This is a genomic window from Treponema sp. OMZ 305 (genome assembly GCF_024181325.1).
Lineage (GTDB): Bacteria > Spirochaetota > Spirochaetia > Treponematales > Treponemataceae > Treponema.
This window is the reverse complement of record NZ_CP051300.1, coordinates 1,820,191-1,845,242: the sequence shown is the minus strand read 5'-3', so window position 1 is coordinate 1,845,242 and position 25,052 is coordinate 1,820,191. Positions and strand designations below refer to the sequence as shown.

The following is a 25,052-nucleotide window of genomic DNA, read 5'->3' as shown; positions in this document are numbered from 1 at the left end:
CCTCACTGTGTCATTACCGTATATAGCGGTCATAGATTTTCTCGTCGAGCAGTTTAATTCTTAGAAGAATCTCATCTATTTTGGTCTTTTCGACAGTGCCATTCATATAATGGTCTATAAGCCAAAAATAGTAATTAATTAAACGAGGGACTAGAAGTTTTTTGTTTTTTACGTCTTTCTGCCTCAGCTCATTTTCAAGCATATAGATAGACTGCTTCAGCTTCCCCAGTTCCAAGGCTTTCAGTTCACGTTTTACATTGAGTACGCCATCAAGCGTACCGTAAACAGGAAGCCATTCCAACAACTCCTCTCCTGTAAAACCAATGGTTGCGACTTTAGTAACGAGCGCGTTGATAATTTCAGATTCAAGAAAGCATAACTCTATTTCTGAAGCATTTTTAAAGAGTGCTTCCCGGAAAAAAATCTTCGCAAGCCGTACTTCGCCGCTTAAAGCATAAGCATCAGCAAGTTCCGCCGGAATAGCTGATGAATTGGTGTTCAGATCGGCTGCATATCGTAAACAGCTGATCGCCGTTTCATAATCTCCAAGGGCTTTATAACAAAGTCCTGTTTTCCGATATATTTCTGCCGTATTATGTACCGGTTCAGTTCCGTTTAGGAGCGAGCGGTACAACCGTAACGCAATTGTAAACACACTGCACTTGAGCGCATAGATAATCGGCTCGTTAAAGTCTCCCTTATCCTTTATGTAATCGAGAAAGGGTTTCCATTGAGAAATAATATACTCACCACGCAAGAAATCATCGGCTAATGCTTGTGAATAACGCACCCGATCAAGCCAGAAACTAACCCCTTTTAGTGTGTACATCACTTGAGGGTTTTCTAAGTCCTGTTCAAGCAGCCGTCCAAGACTGATATGCGCTTGCTCAAGGTCTCCTTGCTTAAGAAAGACAAGAGCGGGCTGCAATATGGTTTGAACAGAACGATCTATCATAGTTCCATATCATTATACTGATAACCGTGCTTTAGTCAATTGACCTGTTTTAAGAAATTTGTTATTATCTGCCTTCATTTTTGGTGATTTATAAGAAATGTCCCATTTCTGAAATAACCGCTGCTGTCAGCTGAGCCGCCTTATTGCCGTCAATCCATTCTATTTCGATGCCGTTCCGTGCCATGCGCCGGAACCATGTTTCCTGCCGCTTTGCAAATTGCCCGATTGCCCGATAGAGCTGCTCGATATAGGCTTCTTTACTTTCGATTTTTCCCTGTAGATACTGCGCGGTAAAGCGATATTCCAGTCCGAGGCTTTCGAGCCGCTCCCATGAATAGCCCTGCGCATGTATTTGTTCGGTTTCTTCTATCATACCGGCATCGATGCGGGCAATGAGGCGGCGGCGGATTCGTTCGCGTAGCACACTGCGCTCAAGCGAGATACCGTAGATTTTCGGCTTGATGGACGGCGCCGCATGCAGATGCGCGGCGGCGGATTCGGGATGCTCCTGCCGGTAACGGGCAATTTCGATAGCGCGGACAAGGCGGTCGGGCTGCTCGAGGTCGGTTTTATTGTGGATATCCGGCTTGAGCGCTATGAGTATATCTTGCAGTTCCTGCAGTGTCTTTGTTGCCAACACTTCGCGCAATGCGGGGTCTTCGGGCACGGGGATCAGCTCATAGCCGCGGAGGATAGCATCAAGGTACAGTCCGGTGCCGCCTGCGATAATCGGCAAGCTGCCTTTTTCAACAAGCTGCGGAAAGATGCGGTATACTTCCTGCTGAAAGTGAAAGACCGTAAATTCGCGGTTTAAATCGCAGACGTCGATAAGGTGATAGGGGATGCTGCCGTATTCGTGCAAATCCTTCCCCGTGCCCAAATCGAGCCCGCGGTATACTTGCCGGGAATCAGCAGAGATGATTTCGCCGCCTTTTGCTTGCGCAAGTTTTACGGCGAACGCTGTTTTTCCCGTTGCCGTAGCGCCTAATACGACGGCGCAATTATAGTGCGGCATTAGCGTTATCTTATTCATTATTACGCAGGGCGGATGAGTTTTGCGCTTCCATGCGCTTGGCTTCTTCCCAAAAGCCGTCCATCAGGGCTAGGGTGTCGTGGGAGCAGGGAATACCGGATTCCGCCATGCGTTTTTCGACAAAGCGGAAGCGGCGCTCAAACTTTGCATTGGTACGGCTGAGCGCAACTGCGGGGTCGATATGCAAATGCCGCGCGGTGTTCACCAAGCTGAAAAGGAGATCGCCGAATTCCGCTTCCGCTTCTTCATGCGTGCCGTGTGCAAGCGCGTTCGTAAATTCCGCAAGTTCTTCTTCTGTTTTTTTCTGCGGTCCGTCTGCCGTATCCCAGTCAAAGCCTTTCTTTGCCGCCCGTTTTTGTAGTTTGTACGCACGGGTGAGCGGCGGAAAGGTTTTCGGAATAGAATCCAATGCGGAGGCGCTTGCACGGCCTTCTACGGTATCTTTGATGGTATCCCATTGCGCAAGCACTTTTTCCGCCGTAACCGGCTTTTTTGCATCGTCGGGATCGGGAAAGCCTGCGGTTTGCCCGAATACGTGGGGATGCCGCCTTATCAGTTTTTCGTTCAGCTCGCCGATCATCTTTGCGACGGAAAAAGCTCCCTCCTGCTCAAACATATACGCAATCATCACAATGTTTAAAAGTACATCGCCGAGTTCTTCCGCCGCATGGACGGACTTTGAGCTGTCCGCCGAGGCTTCTTCCAGTGCTTCAATCGTTTCATACGTTTCTTCAAGGAACGTTGCCCGCAACGTCATCGGAGTTTGCTCGATATCCCACGGACAGCCGCCCGGCGCCCGTAGCCGTTTAATGGTAGTAAAAAGCGCTGCAAAAGCTTCGGCTGCTGCTGCTGTTTCCGGCTGTGCCGCTATCGCCGCAGTATGAATGGCTGAGTCTTGTTCGTTTTTGTCGGTATTGTTGTGTGAGGTCATAAGTTCTCCTGTTGTTTTGCCGGAATCATATCCTTCAATAGCTGTTCCAATGTCGGTTTGATACAAAAGCTCTCTTTGATGCGGCGGTATTGCCGGAGCGCTGTTTCTTTCAGCCGTTCCGCTTGGCCGACGCTTTGTGTTTTTTTTACCGCATGGATCAGGATATTTTTAGGGGTATGTTCCGTTTCGATAAATTCCATAATCTGCACGGTGTACCCGCAGGCTTGTAGAAGGAGCGCCCGCACGGTGTCGGTTAAAAGCGACGCAAACCGCTCGGTAATAATACCGTGCTCCATAAAGGGGAGCAGCAAGTGATCTTCCGTGCGGAAGGCTTCTTTTCGGGTTTTAAGCTGGGCATACAGTTCATGCTGGCAGCACGGAACGGCAAAGATGATCGGTACCTGTGCGCGGACAGCTTGAGCAAGCGCCAAATCGGTTGCCGTATTGCAGGCATGGAGGCATACCATCATTCCGGTACCGTCCGGCAACGGATGGTCGCCGATGTTCCCTTCGGCAAAGTCCAAATCCATGTAGCCGCACCGTTCCGCCAGCGCGGAGCAGTGTTCGATAACTTCGGTCTTTAAATCCAACCCGTGAATCCGTACCGGAAGTTCCTGCTGTTCATGCAGATAATAATAAAGCGCAAAGCTCAAATAGGCCTTACCGCAGCCGAAATCGGTAATGGAAAAAGGCTTGCCGGAACGGGTAACCGTATCCCGTATAAAGGGTTCGACCCCGGCGATAAATTCGAGGAATTTATTGATCTGCCGAAACTTATGGTATTTTTGCTTTAAGACGGCTCCCTCCGCATTCATCACCCCCTGTTCGATTAAGAATGGGAGCGGTGTTCCTTCGGGAATAAGATAGTTCTTTATTTTATCGTGTCCGCCGCAGCTGCTTTCTGCGAGCAGAGCGGAGTAAGGAAGCCGCTTGGTAAGGGCGATGATTCCCTTGTTGTTTTGCAAAAAAAAGAGCTGTTCTTTTTGCCCGCGGCATTCCACAGCCTTAAAGCGGGTAAAACATTCCGCTATTGTGCCGGATAATACATCAGGTTCAATCGTTTTTTGAAATGCTTGCTTGTTTTTGACGGTTTCCAACTGATACACGGCTTTCCCTTTTACCGTGATAAGTCGAAGCCGCGCTTTTGCCTCATCGATTCCCTTGCGCGGGCGGGAAAATGAAAGCTGTATAATAGAAGTATTCAGGCATTCTTGCGCCGCCTGATCAGATGTATAGATGGTACTCATAGATGGTGAGGCATTGTATCAAAAAATATGGAGTAAAACAACAAATCGAGCAACGGGTACACACATTGATGCGTTTACCCTGTGTGCGAAGTCTAGGACAAGAGCCGGAAAATCTGCTATAATCTGCTATGCGGTTGCAGCTTGATTGCGGAAAAGGGCAGATAATAAAAACCGATTTACCGGCTTTTATCATGGGGATTGTTAACGCAACGCCCGATTCGTTTTATGAACCGAGCCGTTCGGTAAGCGTGGAAAAAGGCTTGGAGCGGGTATTAACTTTGGAAGCGAACGGCGCTGATATTATCGACATCGGAGGGGAATCTTCGCGTCCCGGTTCTTCCTATATCAGTGAAGAAGAGGAGATTGAACGAGTTATTCCCTTAATCGAGGCTGTCCGGAGGCACAGCGCTATTCCCATATCCGTAGATACACGGAAAGCGGCGGTTATGAAGGCTGCTTTTAAGGCAGGCGCAACGCTGTGTAACGATATTTCTGCTTTAACCGACGATCCGGCTCTCGGTAGGCTGATTGCAGAAGAAGCCGGTGCCGTTGTCCTTATGCATAAACGCGGAATACCGCCGACAATGCAGCAAAATGTTCCGCAGTATGGAAATGTAGTAACGGAAGTACGGGATTACCTTGAAGAACGGGTGGCGTATGCTTTAAACTGCGGAATAGCGCAAGAGCGTATCATTATCGACTACGGTATCGGTTTTGGGAAAACAGCTGAGGATAATTACCGGCTGGTTGCGGCAAGTGCCTATTTTACCGGCTTGGGGTATCCGCTTTTAGCAGGACTTTCACGAAAGTCGTTTATCGGAGCCGTTACCGGCGGTTCTCCCGAACAACGGCTTTCCGGAACGCTTGCCGCAACGATGTATGCAGTACAGCAAGGCGCATCGATCGTACGGGTTCACGATGTTGCGGAAACGCGGGAACTATTATTGGTGTTAAAGGAATTGCAAAAATATGGAACTACTTAGGGATATGCTGTCGTTCTACCTCACCTATATCGGGCCGGTTTTGGACATACTTCTCCTTGCGTTTCTGATGTATAAATCATATCAGATACTGATTAAAACGCAGGCAGCGCAGCTTGGTAAGGGTGCATTGTTGATGCTTCTCATCTATGCGGTTGCATTCTTACTACACCTGACGACACTGCTTTGGATATTGAATACGCTTGCGACCGGGGTTGTCATCGGCGCTGCGATTATCTTTCAGCCTGAACTGCGGAGAATGTTCTTGACGATGGGGCAGAACGATTGGTTCAGACGCTCCCGCTCCCAACACAGCCATATCGATTATGTATTAACTGCTGCCGAGCGCCTTTCTGCAGAGCGCCGCGGGATGCTGGTTATCTTCTTGAGGCAGAATAACTTAAAAGAGATTATCGAAAATCCGTCCGCAACCCGAATCAATGCGGAAATCAGCTCGAATCTTCTCGTTACTATTTTTGAATTTGATACTCCACTGCATGACGGCGCGGTTGTTATCGATAACGGGCGGGTTATCGCGGCGGGCTGTTATCTACCACTCACCAAACAGGAAGATATCAACAAGAGCTTCGGGACACGGCACCGTGCAGCGCTCGGTATTGCCGAAGAAACTGATGCGGTTGTGCTTATCGTGTCCGAAGAATCGGGAGCGATCAGCCTCGCGTACGATTCAAAACTGTATTACGACCTTACAACGGACAATATTGAATCGGAGCTGACTTATCTGCTCAAGGTCAAGTCAAAAACTCAAACTACCGAGAAATCCGAAGGAAGCGCTTCATGAACATAAAACAAATACTGCTCCGGCTTACCGAAAATTGGCCGGTTAAAATTATCTGTCTTGTCTTTGCTGTTTTCCTGTCGGAGTTTTATCGCGGAGCTTTATTGGATAAGCGATACCTCATTGTACCGCTTACAGTTGAAAATAGCGGCCCCCTTACACCGGCAGAACAATATCCCGCAAAGATAAAGGTTACTGTTTGGGGGGATGCGACAGGAATCGGTTCCATCGGTGAAAATGATATTATTGCTTTTATTAATTTATCGGATTTTAAAACTGAAGGAACCTATCGAATACCGATCGAAACTCGGTTAGCAGGAACGGTAACGCCGCTCGGCAATATGGAAATTAGTACGGAACCGGCAATTTTAACGCTTCGATTGGCGACAAGTATACGTAAACAGGTTCCTGTTATGCTTTCTTTGAAAGGAATTCCCGCCGATGGATATGAGGTAACCGAAAGTTCGCTGGAACCGGCGGCTGTTGAAATTGAAGGCCCTGCCGAACTCGTTGAAAAAATCAACGAACTCGTGACTGAGCCGCTTTCGATAGAAGCGCGTACAAACGGCTTTTCGGGAACCGCTTCCATCATCAATAACAATCCTCTGATTTCTATTGTCGGCAAATCTCAAGTGCAGTCCACCGTTAAAATCAATGAAACAACTATCCAAAAAAAGTTTGATAATATTCCCATTTATTTTGAAAAGCAGCATAAGGAGCTGTCGATAACCTCCGATACAAAAACCGGCAGCTTGGAAGTACAAGGGCCAAAAAAACTGCTGGAAACATGGAGTCCTTCCGAAAATATATTAACGGTATCATGCGAAAGCATTACCGAGGGAGGGGTGTATACGCTGCCCGTTGTGCCGGTGTTATCGGCAGAGTATTCAAAGTTGCAGATACTGCAAGTGAATCCTAAATCGGTGCAGGTAACGGTGGAGTTTACAGAAGTATCGGAAGATGATGAGATGCACAGATGATTGTCGGGTTCGGAATAGATGCTGTTGATATAAGCCGGATACGGCGGTGGATGGAGTATGAGGGACTGCTTGCTCGCTTTTTTCATCCGCAAGAATTGATGGAGACCAAAAGCAGAGGCTCGGCTGCCGCATATTCTTTGGCAGCCCGCTTTGCTGCAAAAGAAGCGTATGGAAAAGCGCTTGGCAGCGGATTGAAGGGGATAACATTGAAAAATATCCTTGTTACTAATAATCCGAACGGGAAACCGGAGTTAATGCTCTTTGACGATGCAGCTATACCATTTGAGCGTATCCATGGTACTCATATTCATCTTTCGCTGACCCATGAAAGTAATATGGCTATTGCAGGTGTTATATTGGAAAGTTAATCGGATGCGGTAAAAAGTGAGGTTTTACCGGTAGCCGGTAGGGTTAAAAGGAGATCCATAGTATGAAACGTGAAGAAGATCAGCAAAGCAAAAAAGAAGTAGCTATTTCTTATTATTCCAAGGATCAGGTTGAATGCCCTGTATGCGGGGCAAAGTTTAAACGAGAAGAAATGTATTCCGGGGGTGGCCGCGTTATTGCCGGTGATTTAACGGAAGAATTACGCCGCTTATATGAACCGTCGGCAAAATACGGAGAGGTCTATCCGCTTATCTACAGCATGACTGTTTGCCCGCAGTGTTTGTACACGGGCTTTACACAAGATTTTAGAGTTATCGAAAAGCCGATTGCCGAAAAGCTGCTGGAAGCTATGAACGAACGCTATAGTGCGGTAAAAGGTCTTTTCGGGCACGTTGATTTTAATACTGCTAGAACGCTTCACGAAGGAGCCGCCTCCTATTATCTTGCTTTGCTCTGCTACGATCATTTCACTGCAAAGTATTCTCCTACTATTAAACAGGCAATATGTGCGATCCGTGCGGCATGGCTTTTTTCGACGCTCGGCGAAAAAGAACCGGAAGAGAACTACACGTATATTTCCAACCTTTTTTATCAAAAGGCATTGTTCTTGTATCGGCGTGCGCTTGAATTGGAGACCACCGGCAAAGAGATGATTGCAGGCTTAAAATCCTTCGGTCCCGATGTAGATAAAAACTACGGGTATGACGGTGTTATTTATTTGTGCGCCTTATTGGAATATCGGTACGGGCAGAGAAAAGATACCAAAACTCGGTTGAAACGGCTGGAAATGCATAAAATTGCGTTGGCAAAGATGTTCGGGCTCGGAAAATCTTCCAAAAGTAAGCCCGGCCCGATTTTGGAACATGCCCGCACCCTTTATGATACGCTGAAACGTGAATTAAACGAAACCGATGACGACGACTGATGCTGAGCCGACTGTTCTCCGGCGGAATATTCTGCTCCGTATTTCATACGACGGAACACGTTTCCATGGATGGCAAAAACAGTTGCAGCACGGAAAAGAATCATTCCGCACCGTACAGGGCGAAATTGAGCGGGCGCTGGCGCTGCTGCATAAACACCCCGTCGAGCTTTTCGGTTCGGGGAGAACCGATGCGGGAGTGCACGCCTGCGGGCAAGCTGCGCACTTTTTTACCGATATAGCGCGGATTAAACCGGATAGCTTTATTCCGGCGCTCAATTCCGCGTTGCCTAAGGATATACGGATTATGGAAGCGTTTCATGTTTCAGATAACCTGCACGCCCGTTTTAGCGCCCGATCCCGCACGTACCGGTACTTTATTCACTGCGGGAAAACAGCCTTTGCACATCAATTACCCTATTGCTGGCATATACGGCGCGAACCGGATATTAACCTACTCAATCGGATGGCAAGCGTTTTGTCGGGAGAATTGGATTGCACGACTTTTTCCGCTGCAGGGGATCAAAGTAAAAGCAAATCGCGCTATATCTATACGGCGCGGTTTTTTACCGATCGGGAATTTCTCGTGTTTGAAATTTCAGCAAATGCCTTTTTGTGGCGCATGGTACGCTCGATAACCGGAACTTTGCTGCATTATGAACAGCAGAACGGTACGAAAGAGGATTTTGAGGCTGTTCTCCGCTCAAAAGACCGCCGAAATGCAGGAGAAACCGCCCCTCCGCAGGGGCTTTTTTTATGGTCAATTGAGTATCCGCAAAATTTACTGACACCACTGGCGGAAGCCGTGATAATCGGATAAAAGCACACCTGGAGCGGCATAGTAAAGTGCCTACTGCAACCGCATCTCTATCGTACTGACCGCGCACAGCAGTTCGAGGAGCTAGCTGAAAATAAAGCGGAATCTCCTGCCATGGCAAGTTCAAAAATTGATCTCCTTGTCAATTTTTGAACGCGAGTTTTTGCTGTGCAAAAACGGCGCTACTGCGTGGAACCACGGACATCCCCGCCCACGAATGTACATCCGTGTACATTCGTGGGCTGCAAGTTTGCAAGCAAACTTGTTACTTCTTGAAACCACCGCCATCCTTGGCGGTTCTGATACGTTGAGGATTTTCAATAGCGGCACGGATGCCGCTGGTTATATCAGAAGCGATGTTTCAGCACTAGCTGAAACTCGCTGCCAACAGTGTACAAGGATGTACACTGTTGGCAAGGCAACGAAGTAGATGCCCCGTATATTTCAAAAGGTTAAAAGTCCTTCCATTTTGTGCTGTTTTGCAGTATATTCATGTTTTATCGTTTTTAGATAGGAGAAATTAATTAGATTAGGGAGAAATATATGAAAAAACCATTAGTACCTATTACATTGCTCTGCGGGTACTTAGGAGCAGGAAAAACAACATTGATGAATATGATTCTTGCGAACCAAAAGGGCTACAAGGTTGCGGTGATTGTCAACGATATCGGCGAAATCAACGTCGATGCAAGTTTGATAGAAAAAGACGCCAATATTACGGATAAAAGCAGCCTCGTGCCGCTTACCAACGGCTGTATCTGCTGTACGCTCAAAACCGATCTGGTAATGCAGATTGAAAACCTCATCGCGTCGGGAAAATACGACTATCTGTTGATCGAATCGAGCGGCGTATGCGAGCCGATGCCGATTGCGCAGGCTATCGAAACAATCGAAAACGGATACTTGGATAATGTCGTAAGCGTGGTCGATGCAAAACGGCTGGTAGATGAGTTCGCCGACGGTGCGCAGCTGTTAAAAAAGGATATGGGAGAAGAAGATATCGAGTCGCTGCTCGTCCAGCAAATTGAGTTTTGCTCCACCCTTATTATCAACAAAAAAGATTTGGTGACGGAAGATCAGATGAAAAAAGTGCGGGCGGTTGTCAATAAGCTCCAGCCCCATGTTAAAGTGATAGAAACAACGCGGTGTCAGGTGCCGCTAGAGGATTTGCTTGCAACAAAGCGGTTCGACTTTGAGAAAGTCTTTGAAAGCGCGGGTTGGGTTGCCGAATTGGAAAAGCGTGCGGAAGAAGACGATGATGAAGATGAAGAGTGCGACCACGACCATGAGCACTGCGACCACGACCATGAGCACTGCGACCACGACCATGAACACTGCGACCACGACCATGAACACTGCGACCATGATCATGATGACCACGAACATGGCCATCACGAACATGATGAGCATGGAGGGCACGGACACGGGCATCACCACCATCATCATCACGAACATAAACATGAAGGCGCGGATGAGGATGAGTACGGTATCGGCTCTTTTGTGTACTACCGCCGCCGTCCATTCAGCAGGGAAAAGCTTGAAAAATATGCAGGGGTATGGCCGCGTAATATAATCCGCTCCAAGGGCGTCGTCTGGTTCAGCGATGAGCAGGATATGGCCTACGTCTTTGAAACTTCGGGACGGCAAATTCAAGCAGGAGCTTCCGGCAGATGGCTCGCAACTGCCTCTAAGCGAGAGCAGGAAAAAGTCCTTGCCCGAGAACCTCGGATGAGGGAAGAATGGGACGAAAAAGTCGGCGACCGGATGATTAAGCTCTGCATTATCGGACAAAAGCTGGACAAAAAGAAGATTTGCGCGGACTTGGATGCCCTGCTCGATTAACAAAATACTGAACAAAAACCGTTTTTAATAGATTAAACCTGTTCGGAAACTTCCGTTTCGGAACAGGTCTGTTTTGTAAGGGATATCAATGGAAGAAGTAAAGGTAAGATCTATCGGCCCGGCTGAAAACAAGATGGGCGTTATGCCGATTATGAAGCTCATCCTCAATATGTCGCTGCCGATGATGTTTTCTATGTTCATTATGGCATTGTACAACATTGTCGACAGCATCTTTGTCGCAAAAATCAGCGAGGATGCATTAACGGCCGTATCGCTTGCCTTTCCCATTCAAAACCTGATGATTTCGTTTGCCGTAGGTACGGGCGTTGGTGTCAATGCACTGCTGTCAAAACGGCTCGGCCAGCACAATCAAGAGGATGTCAATAAAACCGCGATGAACGCCGTGTTTTTGGCGGCTTGTAATTTTATCGTCTTTTTTATTGCAGGTCTGATACTGGTGCGCCCGTATCTTGCCTCACAAGGCGTTGAGGAGAATATCGTTACCTACGGGGAAGAGTATTTGAACATTGTGCTTCGTATGTCGTTTGCGCTCTTTTTCGGCATTACGTTTGATCGCCTACTGCAATCGACGGGGCTGACACTGTATACGATGTATTCGCAGCTTTCCGGCGCGATTTTTAACGTAATATTCGACCCATTGCTGATATTCGGGATCGGGCCGTTTCCTAAAATGGGGATACGCGGGGCGGCGCTCGCAACCGTATTGGGGCAGATTCTCGGCCTTTGTGTCTCTGTTTTCTGTAACCTGACAAAAAACTGCGAAATTCAGTTTAAGCTCAAGAATATTGTACCCGAACCGCGTATCATTGCGGAAATCTATAAAGTCGGGGTACCGTCTATTCTGCTCAGTTCGATCACCTCGGTTACCACTTACTTTCTCAATATCATCCTCAGCGCCTTTTCAAGTACCGCAATTGCCGTTTATGGTGTGTATTTTAAACTGAACAGCTTTATCTTTATGCCGGTGTTCGGACTGAATAACGGTATGGTACCGATTATCGCGTATAATTACGGGGCACAAAACAGAAAGCGGATTACGGCTACAATACGGAATGGTCTCCTTCTTGCGATAGGGATTATGCTATTCGGTATGGCGCTTTTTGAACTGTTCCCTGCACAGCTATTGGGACTGTTCGACGCTTCTCCGTCGATGCTTGCAATCGGTGTTCCTGCGATCCGCATCATCGCATGCAGCTTTATCGGCGCGGCGCTCGGCATTACCTTTTCGTCGGTATTCCAAGCCTTCGGCAGCGCGGTTTACAGCATGATTGCTACGTTTGTGCGTCAAATCGTCGCGCTCCTTCCGGCGGCGTATCTGCTTTCGCTTACCGGCGATGTAAATGCCATCTGGTGGTCGTACCTCATTGCCGAAGTTGTCTCTATTATCGCCTGTCTCTTTTTTATGCACCGTATTTACAAAGAGAAGATCGAGCCGCTGCCGGTGTAAGTTCTATGTTAGTTTGTTGAGATATATCAGAGTAATTTTGAGAGATTCTCAGTTCTCTTAGATTGCGTGCAGCCGCAGCTGGTATCTTCGCTAAAAATCCGATAGAATCAATTCATGGCACGCAGTAAGTACGGAACAACGCCGTGGGGCGCATGGTTTTTACGGATGCTCGAAAATTATGACGGCGACGGGCGGGTGTCGCGGGGGAAAAGTTATGCGAATACCGGCAAGGTAGACTCCCTTGTGATTAGCGGCAATAAAGTTGCTGCCCGTGTCGCGGGGCATTACGACCCGTGGTACTATATTTCGCTCACCTTTCCCCGTATTTCCGAGCCGAATCAAAAAAAATTGGAAAAAATCTTAACGGAGCATCCCGCCGACTTCATCGCGTTGGGAAACGGTACGATGACGGAACGCCTTGTAACGCTCTTTGAGGCAAAGGATATACGGTTTATTCCCCGCCGCTGGAGCCTTATCGAAAGTGATTGTTCCTGTCCCGACTCAGCCTCTCTGTGTAAACACATCGCTGCGGTGCTGTATATACTCGCGAAAGAAATCGACCACGATCCGCGGCTCCTCTTTCAGCTTGCGGGAATCGATCTTGCCGAACTGCGGGCAAAAATACTGCCCGCCGCAGGGAATATGTCCGCCGAACCGGCTCTAACCGTCGTACCGGAGCAGGGCGCATCACCGGCGGATAATACGGCGGCGGATTCCGCAATGGATGTTACACCGGCGGCAGGTACTGCGATATTTGAAATACCAAATACTGATACGGTTGCTGCCGGTGGAACAATAGCCGGTCAAGTATCCGATACCGCGCTTGAAACACCGGTAACCGGTAATGCCTCAACTGCCGGAGCGCAAAGGAAAGCGAGGCAATCCGGCGCGGCGGCTAAAGCATCGTCTCTTTCAGTGCCGTCAGAACCCGAATACGAACATCCGGTGCCGTTATCCCTGCGCCGTGCGGATGAGCCTGCACAGGACATACCGGCGGAACTTCCCCGCTTTCCGCTTGAAGAATCGTTTTTACCGCTGATTTCCGCGCTGCTTCCGCCGCTTACACCGTTTTATGATGATGACTTGGTGGCAGCCTTTAAAGAGCTATACCATAAACTGATTGTCCGGCAGAACAAAGAATTCGAGTTGACACTTGAGCAACGGATTGCCGCTTTGATGAGATCCGGTGCGGGAAGTGCCGCGGCGGCAACGCTGTGCGGTTCAAGCCGCCTTTTATATACGCAGGTTCGGCTCGATACGGCAAAACTGCCGAAGCAAAAAACGGCAGGTGTTCCGGCTTTCCCCTTGCAGAAAGAAGCGGCGTTGCAGCTCCGCGTGCGGCTTCCGAACGGTACGGAGGCGGTGCTGACACTCGTGCAAGCGCTTCACCTCCTGTGCGGCGTTACACCCCTTACGGATTCTCCTGACGGTATGAAGGCTGCATATACGGTACTGACACTCGGAGAGCGGCTCATCGCCGAATCCGCACTGCTGCCGGCGGTGTTTCTCGATCCGGTAACGCGGAGACTGGCAATATTTTGGAAGCCGCTGACTTCGGCGCAGGCTGTTTCCGCAGCAATCGACCGCTGCGCCCTCTTTATCACCGAAGCATTTTTTCCGCAAGTTAAGAGCTGGGGCAGGCGGTACTGCGCCGAACTGCTACTGACGGCGTTCCTCACCGAATATGTACATACTGCCGGTTTTATGCCCGCCGGTATCCGCCGTGCAGAACTGGAAATTGCCTTACTCTTTTTCCGAGGCACGACTGTCAACACGAAGGCGCCGGGTATGCGCCGCCTGCCTGCATCGATTAGCCGCTGGCTTGCCGCGCTCTACTACGACAGCAACAGCCTCCGTTTTCGGCTCATTTTAGAGGAAGCAAAAAAAACCGACTTTCAGATTTCCGCCGAGGTTTGCCACAGCGAAGAAACGAACAACCGGTTCGTACCGTTTTCCCGTATCGCCGACTCCGTACAGCTGGAAAGCAAAACGGTGGAGTTCGCGATTGCGCTTTCCGCATATCTGCCGAAATTAACGGAGATGATCGGGCAAAAGTCGGTTCCGCTTACGCAGGAAGAGACGGCGGTGTTTTTACGGACGGCGGCGCCGCTCCTCTCCCGTTTTGGGATAGAGGTGGTGCTGCCTAAGACGCTGCAGCGGGCGCTGAAACCGCGGGCGGTGTTCCAGCTGAAACGACAAAAGGGAGCCGGCGCCGTACAGTCGTACCTCAGCCTTGACAACCTGATGGACTATGACCGCAGTATTATGCTCGGCGATACCGTCATCAGCGCCAAGAAATTCCGCGCATTGATGAAGCAAAGCAGCGGTTTGGTGAAATTCAACGACCGCTACATCCTTGTCGATCCCGAACACACGGCGCGCCTTCTCGAAACCATGCAGCACGAAAGACCCGACATCAACGAGGTCATTCAAGGGACGCTGACCGGAGATACCGTCATGGCGGACGGCGCGCCGTTTTCCTATTCGCTCTTTCAGGAAACAAACGCCGCAGTGCCCCGCACATTGCAGGCGAGGCTCCGGCCGTATCAGGAAAAAGGGTTTCAGTGGCTCTATTCTACCATTAAAAGCGGTTTCGGCTGTCTGTTGGGTGATGATATGGGACTCGGTAAAACGCTGCAAGTTATCGCCCTCATTCTCAAATTAAAAGAACAGGGCTTTGAGCATAGCGGCATCCTTATCACGGCTCCGGCAAGTCTTTTGCCGAACTGGGAACATGAGCTGCACACCTTTGCTCCGTCGCTTCGTTGTACAATCTTGCACGGGCAGGGGCGGCGGTTTTCCGCAAAGTCTGACATCCATATTACGACATACCAGACCCTCCAGCGGGATGTAAAAAAACTTTCCGAAAAGACCTTTGACTGCCTGATTATCGATGAAGCGCAGGCGGTTAAAAATACACAGACCAAAAACGCCCAAGCGCTCAGGCTTGTGCAGGCACAGTCCCGCATCGCGATGACCGGTACGCCGGTTGAAAACAGCCTTGAGGATATGCGCGCCTTGTTCGATTTTATCATCCCGGGCTATCTCGGCTCTGCGGAAACCTTCCGTAAAAAATGGCGCATACCCATCGAGTTGCACGGCGATGCGGATACTGCGGAATCATTCCAAAAAATTACCGCGCCGTTTTTACTCCGCCGCCTTAAAACCGACCCTGCCGTTATTTCCGACTTACCCGAAAAAGTGATTACGCCGCAATACTGTCGCCTGACACCGGAGCAAATCGCGCTGTACGAAAGCCTTGTTGAAACGCAGCTGAAAAGCGTGTTGAAGACGGAAGATGGAATTCAGCGGAATGCGTTGGTACTGAAACTGCTGACCGCCTTAAAGCAGGTGTGCAACCATCCCCATGTCTACGACGAAAGCTTCCAAACCGATACGGCGCTTTCCGGCAAGACCGCCGCGCTGATGCAGCTGCTCGGCGAAATATTGGACGCCGGCGAAAAGACACTGATTTTCAGCCAATACACGCAAACGCTCTTTTTGCTGCGGAAGCTGATACAGGAGCAATTCGGAGATGAGCCGCTCCTCTTGCACGGACAGATGCCGCTTAGCGCACGGAAGGCCGCAGTCGAATCGTTCCAAACCGATCCGGCGCAGCGTATCTTTCTTATTTCGCTCAAGGCAGGCGGCACCGGCTTGAACCTTACCGCTGCGACCCGCGTTATCCACTTTGACCTCTGGTACAACCCTGCGATAGAAGATCAGGCGACCGACCGCGCATTCCGAATAGGGCAGCACAACACCGTGTTTGTGTCCCGTTTTATCTGCGCCGGTACCTTTGAAGAAAAAATCGACGAGATGATTCAAAAGAAACGGCATATCTCACAGATGACCTTGAGCGGCGGTGAATCGTGGATCGGCAAGATGAGCAACGCAGAACTTGCCGAGTTGTTTGAGTAACTTTGAGGCAGGGGACTAAGCCCTAGAGTTTCGGTAGAAAGTCTTTGTAAATACCGGGCGTAGAGCCGTCAATTAAAACGGCGCCGACGGTTTTTTGATAGAAGGCTTCGGGGCCTACTCCTCCGATAATGGCATAGGCATACCCTTCGTTGCGTAAGGCATGGAGCGATGCGAGCAGCAGCGCTTTGCCGATACCTTTTCCCTGTTCATCTTCCAATACCTTTGTGGGACCGAAAAAGTCGGGCGCCGTTGCGTTATAGCACGCATATCCGAGTATGTTCTGCCCGCGGGTAGCGATAAAGCAGCTCACCGGTATGCGGGAAAAGCAGGTATCGCATTCGCCCGCTGCGCTTAAACTCGAATATTCTTTTACCCATTCAACGATTCGGAACTTATCAGGCGTCATCGCGCGCCGGATATGCACATCGTATTTCCGTTGCAATTCTGCGTAAAGCTCTTCTGCCGGAGGCAGCCGGAGCAAGTTTACCAACATATCAGCCATAGTTTTTACCTTTTACTTATTCAAGCACAACCTTTGGGATAGTAACGCTGAAATGCCCTTCCGGTTTGGCATTCGTTTTGAGCATCTCGGTGATACAGGATAGCACTGCGTTGCTGTATTCATAGGCAGCGAGGCCGCAGACGGTATCGGGCAGGCAGCCGAGGTCGTAGGGATTGCGTAGGGCAACGGCGATCATCGGTTTATGCAGACGTGCAAGGGCTTGGATCAATTTGAGCTGTCCCTGTTTTACGTGTCCATTGTAGCTCGCTGCGGCGATACCGGTAGCCGATTCCGCCTGCGCAACGATTCGCGCGATTTCCGCTTCGTCAGGGTCGATCGACGTATCAATACCGGTGCCGCCGAATGCGATTTGCATGGAGCGTGCAAAGCTGATTGAATTATCGACATCGTTCGACACATTGGTAACAATGAACGGCTGCGGACCGGCAAAAAACGGCTTATCCCCGAGGTTAGGAAATCCGCTTTCGGGGAGATGATAGCCCGTCAGCGTTTTGCGCCGAAGACTTGCAATGGTTTTCCGATATTCTTCCATCGTTTTTTCCGGCAGCGGCTGTGCGGGTTTGAATTGCTTTTTTAAGCCGATAATCTTTTCGGCTGCCTGTTCGATGGTCGTGAAGGAAATCTGCTTTTCTGCACAGGCGCGCGTTACCGTTTCGATGGCGGCGCAGGCAGTCGGTATGGTGTGGGAGATAAAAATCAGTTCGATACCTGCGTTGATTGCCGCCGCAGCGCTTTCCGCGGTGCCGAAGTACGTTTGCATCGCTTTCATTTCCATACAGTCGCTGATAACCAACCCGTTAAATCCGAGTTCTTCTTTTAATAAACCGGTTACGATTTTTTTTGAGATGGTCGCAGGGAATTGTTCATCGATGGCGGGAAAGAGAATATGCGAGATGGTAACTGCGGGAAGCTGCCCCGTTTTGATGACCTGCGCAAAAGGTGCTATTTCCGTTTGTTCCAGTTCAGCTCTTGATTTACGGACGGTCGGTAACGTGAGGTGCGAATCGACCGATGTATCGCCGTGCCCGGGAAAATGCTTTGCCGCACTGAGTACGCCGCCTGCGGTGAGTCCCCGTACCATCTGCAGCCCGTAGCGGCCGACAAGGGTAGGGTCATCTCCGTAGCTGCGTACCCCGATAACCGGATTATGCGGATTGGAATTGACGTCCAGCACAGGGCTTAAGTCAAAGTTTACGCCATGGGCATGGAGAATTTCCCCGGTGATTTTACCGGCGGTGTAGGCGTTCAGTTCATCGCCGGTTGCCGCCAGCGCCATTGCGCCGGGTACGTTATAGTAGTCTTCAGCAAGCCGTGAAACCGCTCCTCCTTCTTGGTCAATTGTGATAAAGGCAGGGTGTCCGGTTTCAGCGGTAATCAAGGTTTGTATGTCCGTGCAGAGCCTTTTCAGTTGTGCAAGGCTTGTAATATTATGCTTAAAGAGGATGACATTGCCGACCTTATATTTTTTTACCAATGCGATAAAGTCTTCCGGCATTTCCGTTCCCGGAAAACCGCAGGCAAACATCTGTCCGATATACTCGGTTAATATTGTGCTGTTCATAGCTGTTCTCTCCTACGAGTAGATAAAAAACGGCCTGATACGCCGGTAAAAAGCTTCCGCTTCTTTTTCAAATATGCTGCACACTTCGGCTGAGGAAGAGGCTGTCCGCAATAGGTTGTCTCCGCCGAGCCGGTCTATCGACGCTGAAATGTTCCCCTCCGCGGCGGTTGCTTCCGCAGGGGGTAAAAATCGGAAATCATCGGGATAGGCGGTTTTAACGGCAAATAAGAGCGTTACGCCCGTTTTAACCGGCTCGAAGGCTTTGTGGTCGGTGATAAAAAGCTGTATGCCGCGGCATGGCGCGCCTACATATTTGGAGGCGGAAGGGGTAAAACGGGCGGGTAAAAAATGTACGCCGCGTAACCCTGCCGCATTCATCGTATCGGCAAGTTTTTCCCCCTCTATGTACGGAGCGCCGATAAGGGTAAACGGATTTGCCGTACCTCTGCCTTCCGATACATCGGTTCCTTCAAACAGCGCGGTACCCGGATAGGCGAGCGTATTGTCAAAGTGCGGTAGGTTGGGGGATGGCGGTATCCACACGCGATCGGTTTCGGTAAAAAGCATATCGCGGCGCCAGTGTTCCATCGGCACAATGTGCAGTGAGCACCTCAGCTGTTCCTCGGTATGTACCATTCGTGCAAGTTCGGCGGCGGTTAAACCGTACCGGATACACAGCGGGTACATACCGACAAAACTTTCAAAGTCTTTTTTTACGATGTTACCTTCCGTTTTAACGCCGCCGAGCGGATTAGGCCGGTCGAGAACGATAAAATCCTTACCGTGAGCCGATGCTGCCCGTATTGCGAGTATCAATGTAGAGATGTAGGTATAAAACCGGACGCCGACATCTTGAATGTCGTACACTAAGGTATCGATATTGACCAGCATGTCGGGTTTAAAATCTTGCCCGTCTCGCCGATAGAGGCTGTAGAGCGGAATACCGGAAACAGATTTGTTCTCGCCTTCCCATACCGTGCCGGCATCTTCGCAGCCGTAAAGCCCGTGCTCCGGTGCAAAGAGGGCGCGTACCCTATACCGTTCAGCAAGTATTTTCCACGAAGGGATAAAATCTTTAGAAAGACCGGACAGCGATGTGATAACGCCGAGCTTTCTCCCCTTAAAAAGAGAATCGAAATTATGTATCCGGTCTATTCCGTTCAATACCATAAAATATTAACACAGCGCAAAAACCGGCGGATCCTACTGCTTTGTTTTAATGCCGAGTTTTTCTGCAGCGCGGGTATGGTCGATTTTTGCAAGTTTATAATAATCGGGCGGCAAATGCATCGCCATCGGTCCTTCATATTGAGCAATGATCTTTTCGAGTATGGTATATGCATCCTTCCATTGATGCCGTTTGATATGCAAGTGTGCAATTTCATATTGAGCGGCGATGCAAGCGCTTTCATCGTCGGCAAAACGTTTCAGTATAGTTTCATAATAGACACGTGCAGCGCGGTAGTTACCGGAATCGAAGGCTTCTTGCGCTTTTTGTGTTAAATCCGCTGCGCTTGCCTCTTCCGGTATTTCGGATTCTTTAGGGACAGTCATGCACGAAGCAAGACAGAGCGCCATAATCGCACAGCATAAATATATAGTATGTTTTATCTTCATATTACACACTCCTTGTATTGATAAATAATGCTTTGGGAATCTCCAAAGTATGAGTTTTTAGATGCCCGATTGTTAGTCGCGCATGATGGTAATTTCGACGCGGCGGTTTTTTGCCCTGTTTTCGGCGGTATCGCTTGGTGCAATAGGACGGGTTGCTCCGTATCCGGCAGTTTGCATTCTATTTGCTTCGATGCCCCGTTTTGCAAGTTCTTCTGCAATTTTGTCGGCTCGTTGAAGGGAAAGAATACGCTCACCTTCAGGGCGGTTAAGATCTGCCGTATGACCTTCGATTAAGAAGTGCGTATTCGGGCCGACTTTTTTAAGCGCTTCTGCAATTACATCAATACGGCCTGTTTCGTCGGGAAGAATTTCAGGCGAATCCGCCACAAACCGGATATCATACATGGTAATTTTGATAATATTTTTAGGCGCTTTGACGGCGATGTTTTCCGGTTCGCGGTCGAGGAAGAATTTTTCTATATCACGGTACATAAAATAGAACTGTTCATCGACGAGCGGATATGTCGGAGAAACCTGTAACGTGTCTTTATCACACACAATAACAATCTTTCCTTGGCGCAGCAGCTCGATATTTTCTTTTTTGGCTAGAATTCGCTCCGCATCCTCGTTGCTGATGATAGGATCAGTTCGGTTATCGCCGAAAACGCCGCGTGCAATAATTCTTAAAGGTTCCGTGCCGATCCTGTCCCGGTACTCGCTTTCATCCAATGTACCGGTATACAAAACAATGCCTTGTTTTTTTGCCTGAGCGGGATTAACGATGTTTTTCTCGTAAATCAGATTCATATTTTTATTCCAGATTTTCGGAAACAGACAAGGATTGAGTTGCTCACTGGAATACTCGCCATGTACGGGCAGCTGACCGCGGGCATCGATTAAAATGCCGGTGTATACCTTACTCGCTGTACCGAGGGGAAAAAACGAAGGGTTATACGGCGCATTGTGTTTTACAAAGAGATTGGCAAGTTCCTGTAAAGGATTTTGATGATAAACAATAGCCGTCTGTAATTCTTGAGAGAGAATAGGCGCTGTGCTTTTACCGTTGTTAATAACAGTATTTATATCGGTGAATGAAATTTTTTCTTCTGCCAGATAGTTGCCGACCCTGTGGGAAGAATCCACTAATATGGAAAGATAGGCATTCTTTAAGAGAGAAGAGCGGTTCTGCTGGATAAGCCGTATTGCCGCATTTCTATCGGTCGGCAGGTACAACCCGCTTTTATTTAAATCTAGTGTGATTTTTGAATCTACTTGAGCTGTTTCCCAGTTTTGTACTGTTTGGGATTCCATCCCCGACGGATAGCCGTAGCAGAAAACTGAAGCAAATAAAACGAAAACGGTAAGGGAAAATGAATGTTTCATAGATACGTCCTCGTTACAGTATCGGCACTTTTAGGGTATTCCCTAACTTGAGGACACTGTTTACCGTCAGATTATTCTTTTGAGCTAAAAGTTCGACTGAAACCGAATATTTTAATGCGAGCGACCACAGGGTATCGCCCTGCCGGATGGTATGCGTGCCGTCAAAATTTCCCGCCTGTGCAACACTCTTGCCCGTATACGCCCCGACTGATTTTAATGCAGGAATCAAAATAGTCTTTCCGATTTTCAGCGTTTCCGGTTTAAGGCCGGTGTTATAATTCAAGATACTTTGAACGCTGACCCCATAGTGTTTTGCGAGCGCATAGAGCGTGTCGCCCGATTTTACACGGTACTGATAGTATTTTATCAGCAACTTATCCGATTGGCTGAGCACCGTTTGCGCCGCTTCGGTATAAGCCGAAGGGAGACGCAGCTGATATTTGATACTCGGCGGTGTGATAAAGTAACGGAGCGAGGGGTTGAGTTTTCTAATCGCTTCGGATTCAAGGCCGAGTTCCTCTGCAAGTAGCCGCACATCGATTGCCCGTTTGATTTCAATTGTGGAAGTAGGTTGATGCTCTTCTGTCTTTCCCCAATCGATGTTCAGCTCATCGCTGCGGGAAAGTATTTCTGCAATGGCAAGGAATTTGGGCACATAGTAGAGTGTTTCTTTTTTTAAGTAACCGTGTTCTGCAAGGTACCAATAGTCTGCCTTGCCTCCTTTTTTGATCGCTGCTCGTATTGTTCCCACTCCGCTGTTATAGGCAGCGAGTGCAAGCGGCCAGTCATTGAATTGACTGTAATTCCACTTCAGCTTTTTGACCGCAGCGACACTCGTTTTCCATGGATCCCGCCGCTCATCAACCCAATCGTCGATATGGATGTTAAAGCCGCCGACACTGTTCCTCATAAATTGCCAAATTCCGACGGCGCCCGATTTTGAAGTTGCCGTTTCAAAAAAACCCGATTCGATGACAGGCAGGAACAAAAGTTCTGCGGGCATATTTTCGGATTCGAGCAACCCAATGATAAAATCGCGGTACGGAGCAGAACGCTTCATGATTTTTGAAAGGTAGTTGTAGCCGTCGGCACACATATACTGCTTACGGAATTTTTCGATTAACGGATGATCATGAGGAACAAGGGTACTGTGTAAAAACGTGTTGCTTTGAAAACTCTGCAAAAGGGGTTTATTTATATACGTCTCTGTGTCCGCCCCTATCGGCTTTGGTTGGATATTCGCATAGATAGGGAGAATACACAATGTCCCCGCTATGATGCCGACGCAGAAGTGTTTTATATGTAGTTTTTTACCGGTTAAATGCATCCTTAAACTTTTTCTCCATAGTAGATACCTGCCCACTCCCAGCGGCCGTGGATTGCCGGATCGGCAGGGAAGTTTATTTTCCTAAAGTAGAGGTACCATGTACGGACATATTGGTTCCAACCGGAAGTCCTTAAATAAGCTTCGTAAGGAGTGGAGGATGGATCCAGCTCGGAGGCAATACTGATCGCGCTGCCGTACATAAAATCCTTTAGATTCGTATCGGGCTGTTGTTGCGTATCGGATAACTCCTGCTTCCACGACATTGCAAAGAAGTTAACCTTTGAGCGGCATCGTTCCAATGTCGCATAGTCCCTTGCACGAATCGCCGTTTTAATAGTCTTTACAAGATCATCAAGCGTATTGAACGTCCAGCTTTTTGTCGAAGCGCTGTAGTCGACAATCTTACGTGCATAGCCGTAAGTGTCGGGAATACCCGGAATAATAACATCAAACCGGTGCAGATCTAAAAATTGCGTATAAGCTTGGATTGCAAGCTGCCATTCCCCTTGTTTTTCATAAGCCTGCGCGAGCATAAAATATGCTTGCGCAGGATCGAACTCATTATAAAAATCGGTTAAAAGCCGAGAATAATAAACAATCGATTTTCTGCCGGTTCCTGCAAGCTCTATCAGATTTTTTAGGCAGAGTAAGTGGATTGACTGTCCGTTCACCGTCATATCGGAATAATTTTGAACGGCATATTCAAAATAATACGCGGCAATAGCGTCCTCTTGGGCTTCCCGATACGCTGCCGCGAGCCGTAAAAGAAAGTAGGCATTATAGGGATTGTCCGGTTCCGCGTCAATAACGGACTGCAGGAACACTGCCAGTGATTTTATTTTATGCTCAGCTTGCAAATGAGAAGTAATTTTGTCGATAAGGGCGAACCGTATTTGAGCATCCTGCTCTTTTTCTAATAAAGCGACCAACGTTTTTTGTTCTTTGCGGTGTTCACGTAAGCCGGTATAGAGATAACCGAACCGATCGTGAGAGCAGGAACAGCATAAAGCGCCGACACAAAATGCGAACCAGCTAAGCAGGTACTTTTTAAACCGTATCACGGTGGGCATACTATCACAGCCATTGTATATTGGCAAGACTGCAGCGCAAGCACAGCATTCAATACGCGAACTTGTTCAGGCATAAAATGCATAAAGATTTTTCAGATGATGCTTGGTTGGATTATACATATTGGATAATGCAAGACAAAAAGACGCTGAAGAAAATTAATAAACTTCTTGCTGATATTGAACGAAACGGTAATGATGGGATAGGACATCATGAGCCATTAAAAGAAAATTTAAGCGGATATTGGTCAAGGACAATAGATGAGAAAAATAGGCTTGTGCATAAAATAGAGGATGGACTTATAAAAATTATTCAATGCAAAAATCATTATGATGATAAATAGAAGAAAACCTAACATAGTTTCCAAAGCCGACAAACGGCCAAGCCGTTTGCGGTTTAAAACAATGTTGAACGGACGGTGGAATATCCGTCTGTCGTCCGGCGCACAGCGCCGTTCAACACGCGAATTAAGCTGACGGCAAAGCTCACTACATATAATTTTTCCTTTTTTGGGGGATGATAATGAAAGTTAAAATTGGAAATAATGGAGCGCTTAAGTGAATTATCGGTCGATGATTCCTTGATAGTATCTTTTTTTGACGATTATATTGAAGAAACCAACATGGATACAAAATATGTGTATCTGAAGCAAAAAGAATATGCATTGAATCTTACACAAGAAGACAGGCGGAGAGATGCTGTAAGAGCTTTTCTCTGCCCGTTTTTTTTGCAGCAGAGGTTACGATTATTTCATCCTTGCTGCATTCAAAGAAAGATGCAAGGGCAAGGATCTGCTTTGCCTGTTCATTTTTACTGAGCTTATCGGCTTTGGTTACCGTCAAGACAGCGGGTATGTTGTATTCCCTGAAAAACTGCAAGGTTTGCAGTTCTATTTCAGCAGGTTCCCGCCGGATATCCATCAATAGAAATACTGTTTTAAGCGTGGAGCGGGTCGTGCAGTAATCGTAGAGCATCGTGTCAATCCGCTTTCGCTCCGCTTGGGATACTTGCGCAAAGCCGTAGCCGGGTAAGTCGGCAATGCAAAATGATTCCGCATTCGGCGGCTTTCCTGCCGGGGCATTCACCGCAAAAAAATTGATTTCACGGGTCATGCCCGGCTTTGAGCCTGTTTTTACGAGGTTTTTTCGATTAAGAAGCATATTGATGAGCGAAGACTTTCCCGCATTGGAGCGTCCGAAAAAAGCAAACTCGGGAACGCCTATCTGCGGGAATTGCTTGCTGTTGATAGCCCCTTTGATGAACTCGGCGGATACGATCTTGAGCATACCGA

Annotated in this window: 22 protein-coding genes; 10 read left to right on the top strand and 12 right to left on the bottom strand. The window is 48.4% G+C overall.

The genetic code is table 11. From position 1 onward, the window contains the following. Positions 1 to 13: 13 nt before the first annotated feature. The 4 genes from ABK01_RS08090 to ABK01_RS08075 all read right to left on the bottom strand — a co-directional run bounded on the left by ABK01_RS08090 (position 14) and on the right by ABK01_RS08075 (position 4,166). Positions 14 to 955: a tetratricopeptide repeat protein gene (locus tag ABK01_RS08090; protein WP_212564647.1), complete on the bottom strand. Its 942-nt coding sequence runs from the start codon at positions 953 to 955 to the stop codon at positions 14 to 16. 88 nt (positions 956 to 1,043) lie between these two features. Further along, on the bottom strand, positions 1,044 to 1,988 hold the full coding sequence (gene miaA, locus ABK01_RS08085; protein WP_371922006.1) for a tRNA (adenosine(37)-N6)-dimethylallyltransferase MiaA: 945 nt from the start codon (positions 1,986 to 1,988) through the stop codon (positions 1,044 to 1,046). Further along, positions 1,981 to 2,919, bottom strand: coding sequence for a nucleoside triphosphate pyrophosphohydrolase (mazG, locus tag ABK01_RS08080; RefSeq protein ID WP_253675268.1), 939 nt, complete (start codon positions 2,917 to 2,919; stop codon positions 1,981 to 1,983). Before mazG ends, miaA begins: the two co-directional genes overlap by 8 nt. Further along, positions 2,916 to 4,166 (bottom strand): class I SAM-dependent methyltransferase, encoded by a 1,251-nt coding sequence (locus tag ABK01_RS08075; RefSeq protein ID WP_253675267.1) that lies wholly within the window; start codon positions 4,164 to 4,166, stop codon positions 2,916 to 2,918. The genes mazG and ABK01_RS08075 overlap by 4 nt, the downstream gene beginning before the upstream one ends. Positions 4,167 to 4,294: 128 nt before the next feature. Between ABK01_RS08075 and folP the strand changes: the two genes are divergently transcribed. The 9 genes from folP (at position 4,295) to ABK01_RS08030 (ending at position 16,282) form a co-directional block, all read left to right on the top strand. Next, the gene (folP, locus tag ABK01_RS08070; protein ID WP_253675266.1) at positions 4,295 to 5,149 is read left to right on the top strand and encodes a dihydropteroate synthase; all 855 of its coding nucleotides are present in this window, start codon (positions 4,295 to 4,297) and stop codon (positions 5,147 to 5,149) included. After that, entirely contained in the window at positions 5,136 to 5,948 is an 813-nt protein-coding gene (gene cdaA / locus ABK01_RS08065) for a diadenylate cyclase CdaA (protein WP_212564651.1), read from the top strand. Before folP ends, cdaA begins: the two co-directional genes overlap by 14 nt. Then, the gene (locus ABK01_RS08060) at positions 5,945 to 6,925 is read left to right on the top strand and encodes a CdaR family protein (protein WP_253675265.1); all 981 of its coding nucleotides are present in this window, start codon (positions 5,945 to 5,947) and stop codon (positions 6,923 to 6,925) included. The genes cdaA and ABK01_RS08060 overlap by 4 nt, the downstream gene beginning before the upstream one ends. Then, complete coding sequence (acpS, locus tag ABK01_RS08055; RefSeq protein ID WP_212564653.1) at positions 6,922 to 7,293, top strand: holo-ACP synthase; 372 nt, start codon at positions 6,922 to 6,924, stop codon at positions 7,291 to 7,293. Before ABK01_RS08060 ends, acpS begins: the two co-directional genes overlap by 4 nt. 62 nt (positions 7,294 to 7,355) lie before the next feature. Further along, positions 7,356 to 8,237 (top strand): DUF2225 domain-containing protein, encoded by an 882-nt coding sequence (locus ABK01_RS08050; RefSeq protein WP_212564654.1) that lies wholly within the window; start codon positions 7,356 to 7,358, stop codon positions 8,235 to 8,237. Further along, entirely contained in the window at positions 8,224 to 9,054 is an 831-nt protein-coding gene (gene truA, locus ABK01_RS08045) for a tRNA pseudouridine(38-40) synthase TruA (RefSeq protein WP_253675264.1), read from the top strand. Before ABK01_RS08050 ends, truA begins: the two co-directional genes overlap by 14 nt. A gap of 540 nt (positions 9,055 to 9,594) precedes the next feature. After that, on the top strand, positions 9,595 to 10,893 hold the full coding sequence (locus ABK01_RS08040) for a CobW family GTP-binding protein (protein ID WP_253675263.1): 1,299 nt from the start codon (positions 9,595 to 9,597) through the stop codon (positions 10,891 to 10,893). An 88-nt stretch (positions 10,894 to 10,981) separates the two neighbouring features. After that, a complete protein-coding gene (locus tag ABK01_RS08035; RefSeq protein ID WP_253675262.1) occupies positions 10,982 to 12,361 on the top strand; it encodes an MATE family efflux transporter in 1,380 nt (459 codons plus the stop codon). A gap of 114 nt (positions 12,362 to 12,475) precedes the next feature. Continuing rightward, entirely contained in the window at positions 12,476 to 16,282 is a 3,807-nt protein-coding gene (locus tag ABK01_RS08030) for a DEAD/DEAH box helicase (protein ID WP_253675261.1), read from the top strand. A 22-nt stretch (positions 16,283 to 16,304) separates the two neighbouring features. Here the strand turns inward: ABK01_RS08030 and ABK01_RS08025 are convergent, their stop codons facing one another. From ABK01_RS08025 to ABK01_RS07995, 7 genes are all read right to left on the bottom strand, one after another. Continuing rightward, complete coding sequence (locus ABK01_RS08025; protein WP_253675260.1) at positions 16,305 to 16,784, bottom strand: GNAT family N-acetyltransferase; 480 nt, start codon at positions 16,782 to 16,784, stop codon at positions 16,305 to 16,307. A gap of 16 nt (positions 16,785 to 16,800) precedes the next feature. Continuing rightward, positions 16,801 to 18,366, bottom strand: a complete 1,566-nt coding sequence (locus ABK01_RS08020; protein ID WP_212564660.1) for a glycoside hydrolase family 3 protein — start codon at positions 18,364 to 18,366, stop codon at positions 16,801 to 16,803. Between the two features lie 12 nt (positions 18,367 to 18,378). Continuing rightward, the gene (locus tag ABK01_RS08015) at positions 18,379 to 19,536 is read right to left on the bottom strand and encodes an exo-beta-N-acetylmuramidase NamZ family protein (protein ID WP_212564661.1); all 1,158 of its coding nucleotides are present in this window, start codon (positions 19,534 to 19,536) and stop codon (positions 18,379 to 18,381) included. Between the two features lie 33 nt (positions 19,537 to 19,569). After that, positions 19,570 to 19,983, bottom strand: a complete 414-nt coding sequence (locus ABK01_RS08010) for a tetratricopeptide repeat protein (RefSeq protein WP_212564662.1) — start codon at positions 19,981 to 19,983, stop codon at positions 19,570 to 19,572. A gap of 72 nt (positions 19,984 to 20,055) precedes the next feature. Next, entirely contained in the window at positions 20,056 to 21,366 is a 1,311-nt protein-coding gene (locus ABK01_RS08005) for an OmpA family protein (RefSeq protein WP_253675259.1), read from the bottom strand. Between the two features lie 13 nt (positions 21,367 to 21,379). Further along, entirely contained in the window at positions 21,380 to 22,693 is a 1,314-nt protein-coding gene (locus ABK01_RS08000; RefSeq protein WP_212564664.1) for a LysM peptidoglycan-binding domain-containing protein, read from the bottom strand. Between the two features lie 2 nt (positions 22,694 to 22,695). Next, entirely contained in the window at positions 22,696 to 23,763 is a 1,068-nt protein-coding gene (locus tag ABK01_RS07995; protein WP_253675258.1) for a tetratricopeptide repeat protein, read from the bottom strand. 77 nt (positions 23,764 to 23,840) lie between these two features. On the opposite strand from ABK01_RS07995, the gene ABK01_RS07990 reads away from it, so the two are divergent. Then, positions 23,841 to 24,104, top strand: a complete 264-nt coding sequence (locus ABK01_RS07990) for a Txe/YoeB family addiction module toxin (RefSeq protein ID WP_253675257.1) — start codon at positions 23,841 to 23,843, stop codon at positions 24,102 to 24,104. 328 nt (positions 24,105 to 24,432) lie between these two features. Here ABK01_RS07990 and yihA read toward each other — a convergent pair whose 3' ends face one another. Next, positions 24,433 to 25,047 carry a ribosome biogenesis GTP-binding protein YihA/YsxC gene (gene yihA / locus ABK01_RS07985; protein ID WP_253675256.1) on the bottom strand — a complete coding sequence of 205 codons (615 nt, stop codon included), beginning with the start codon at positions 25,045 to 25,047 and terminating at the stop codon, positions 24,433 to 24,435. Positions 25,048 to 25,052: the final 5 nt, after the last annotated feature.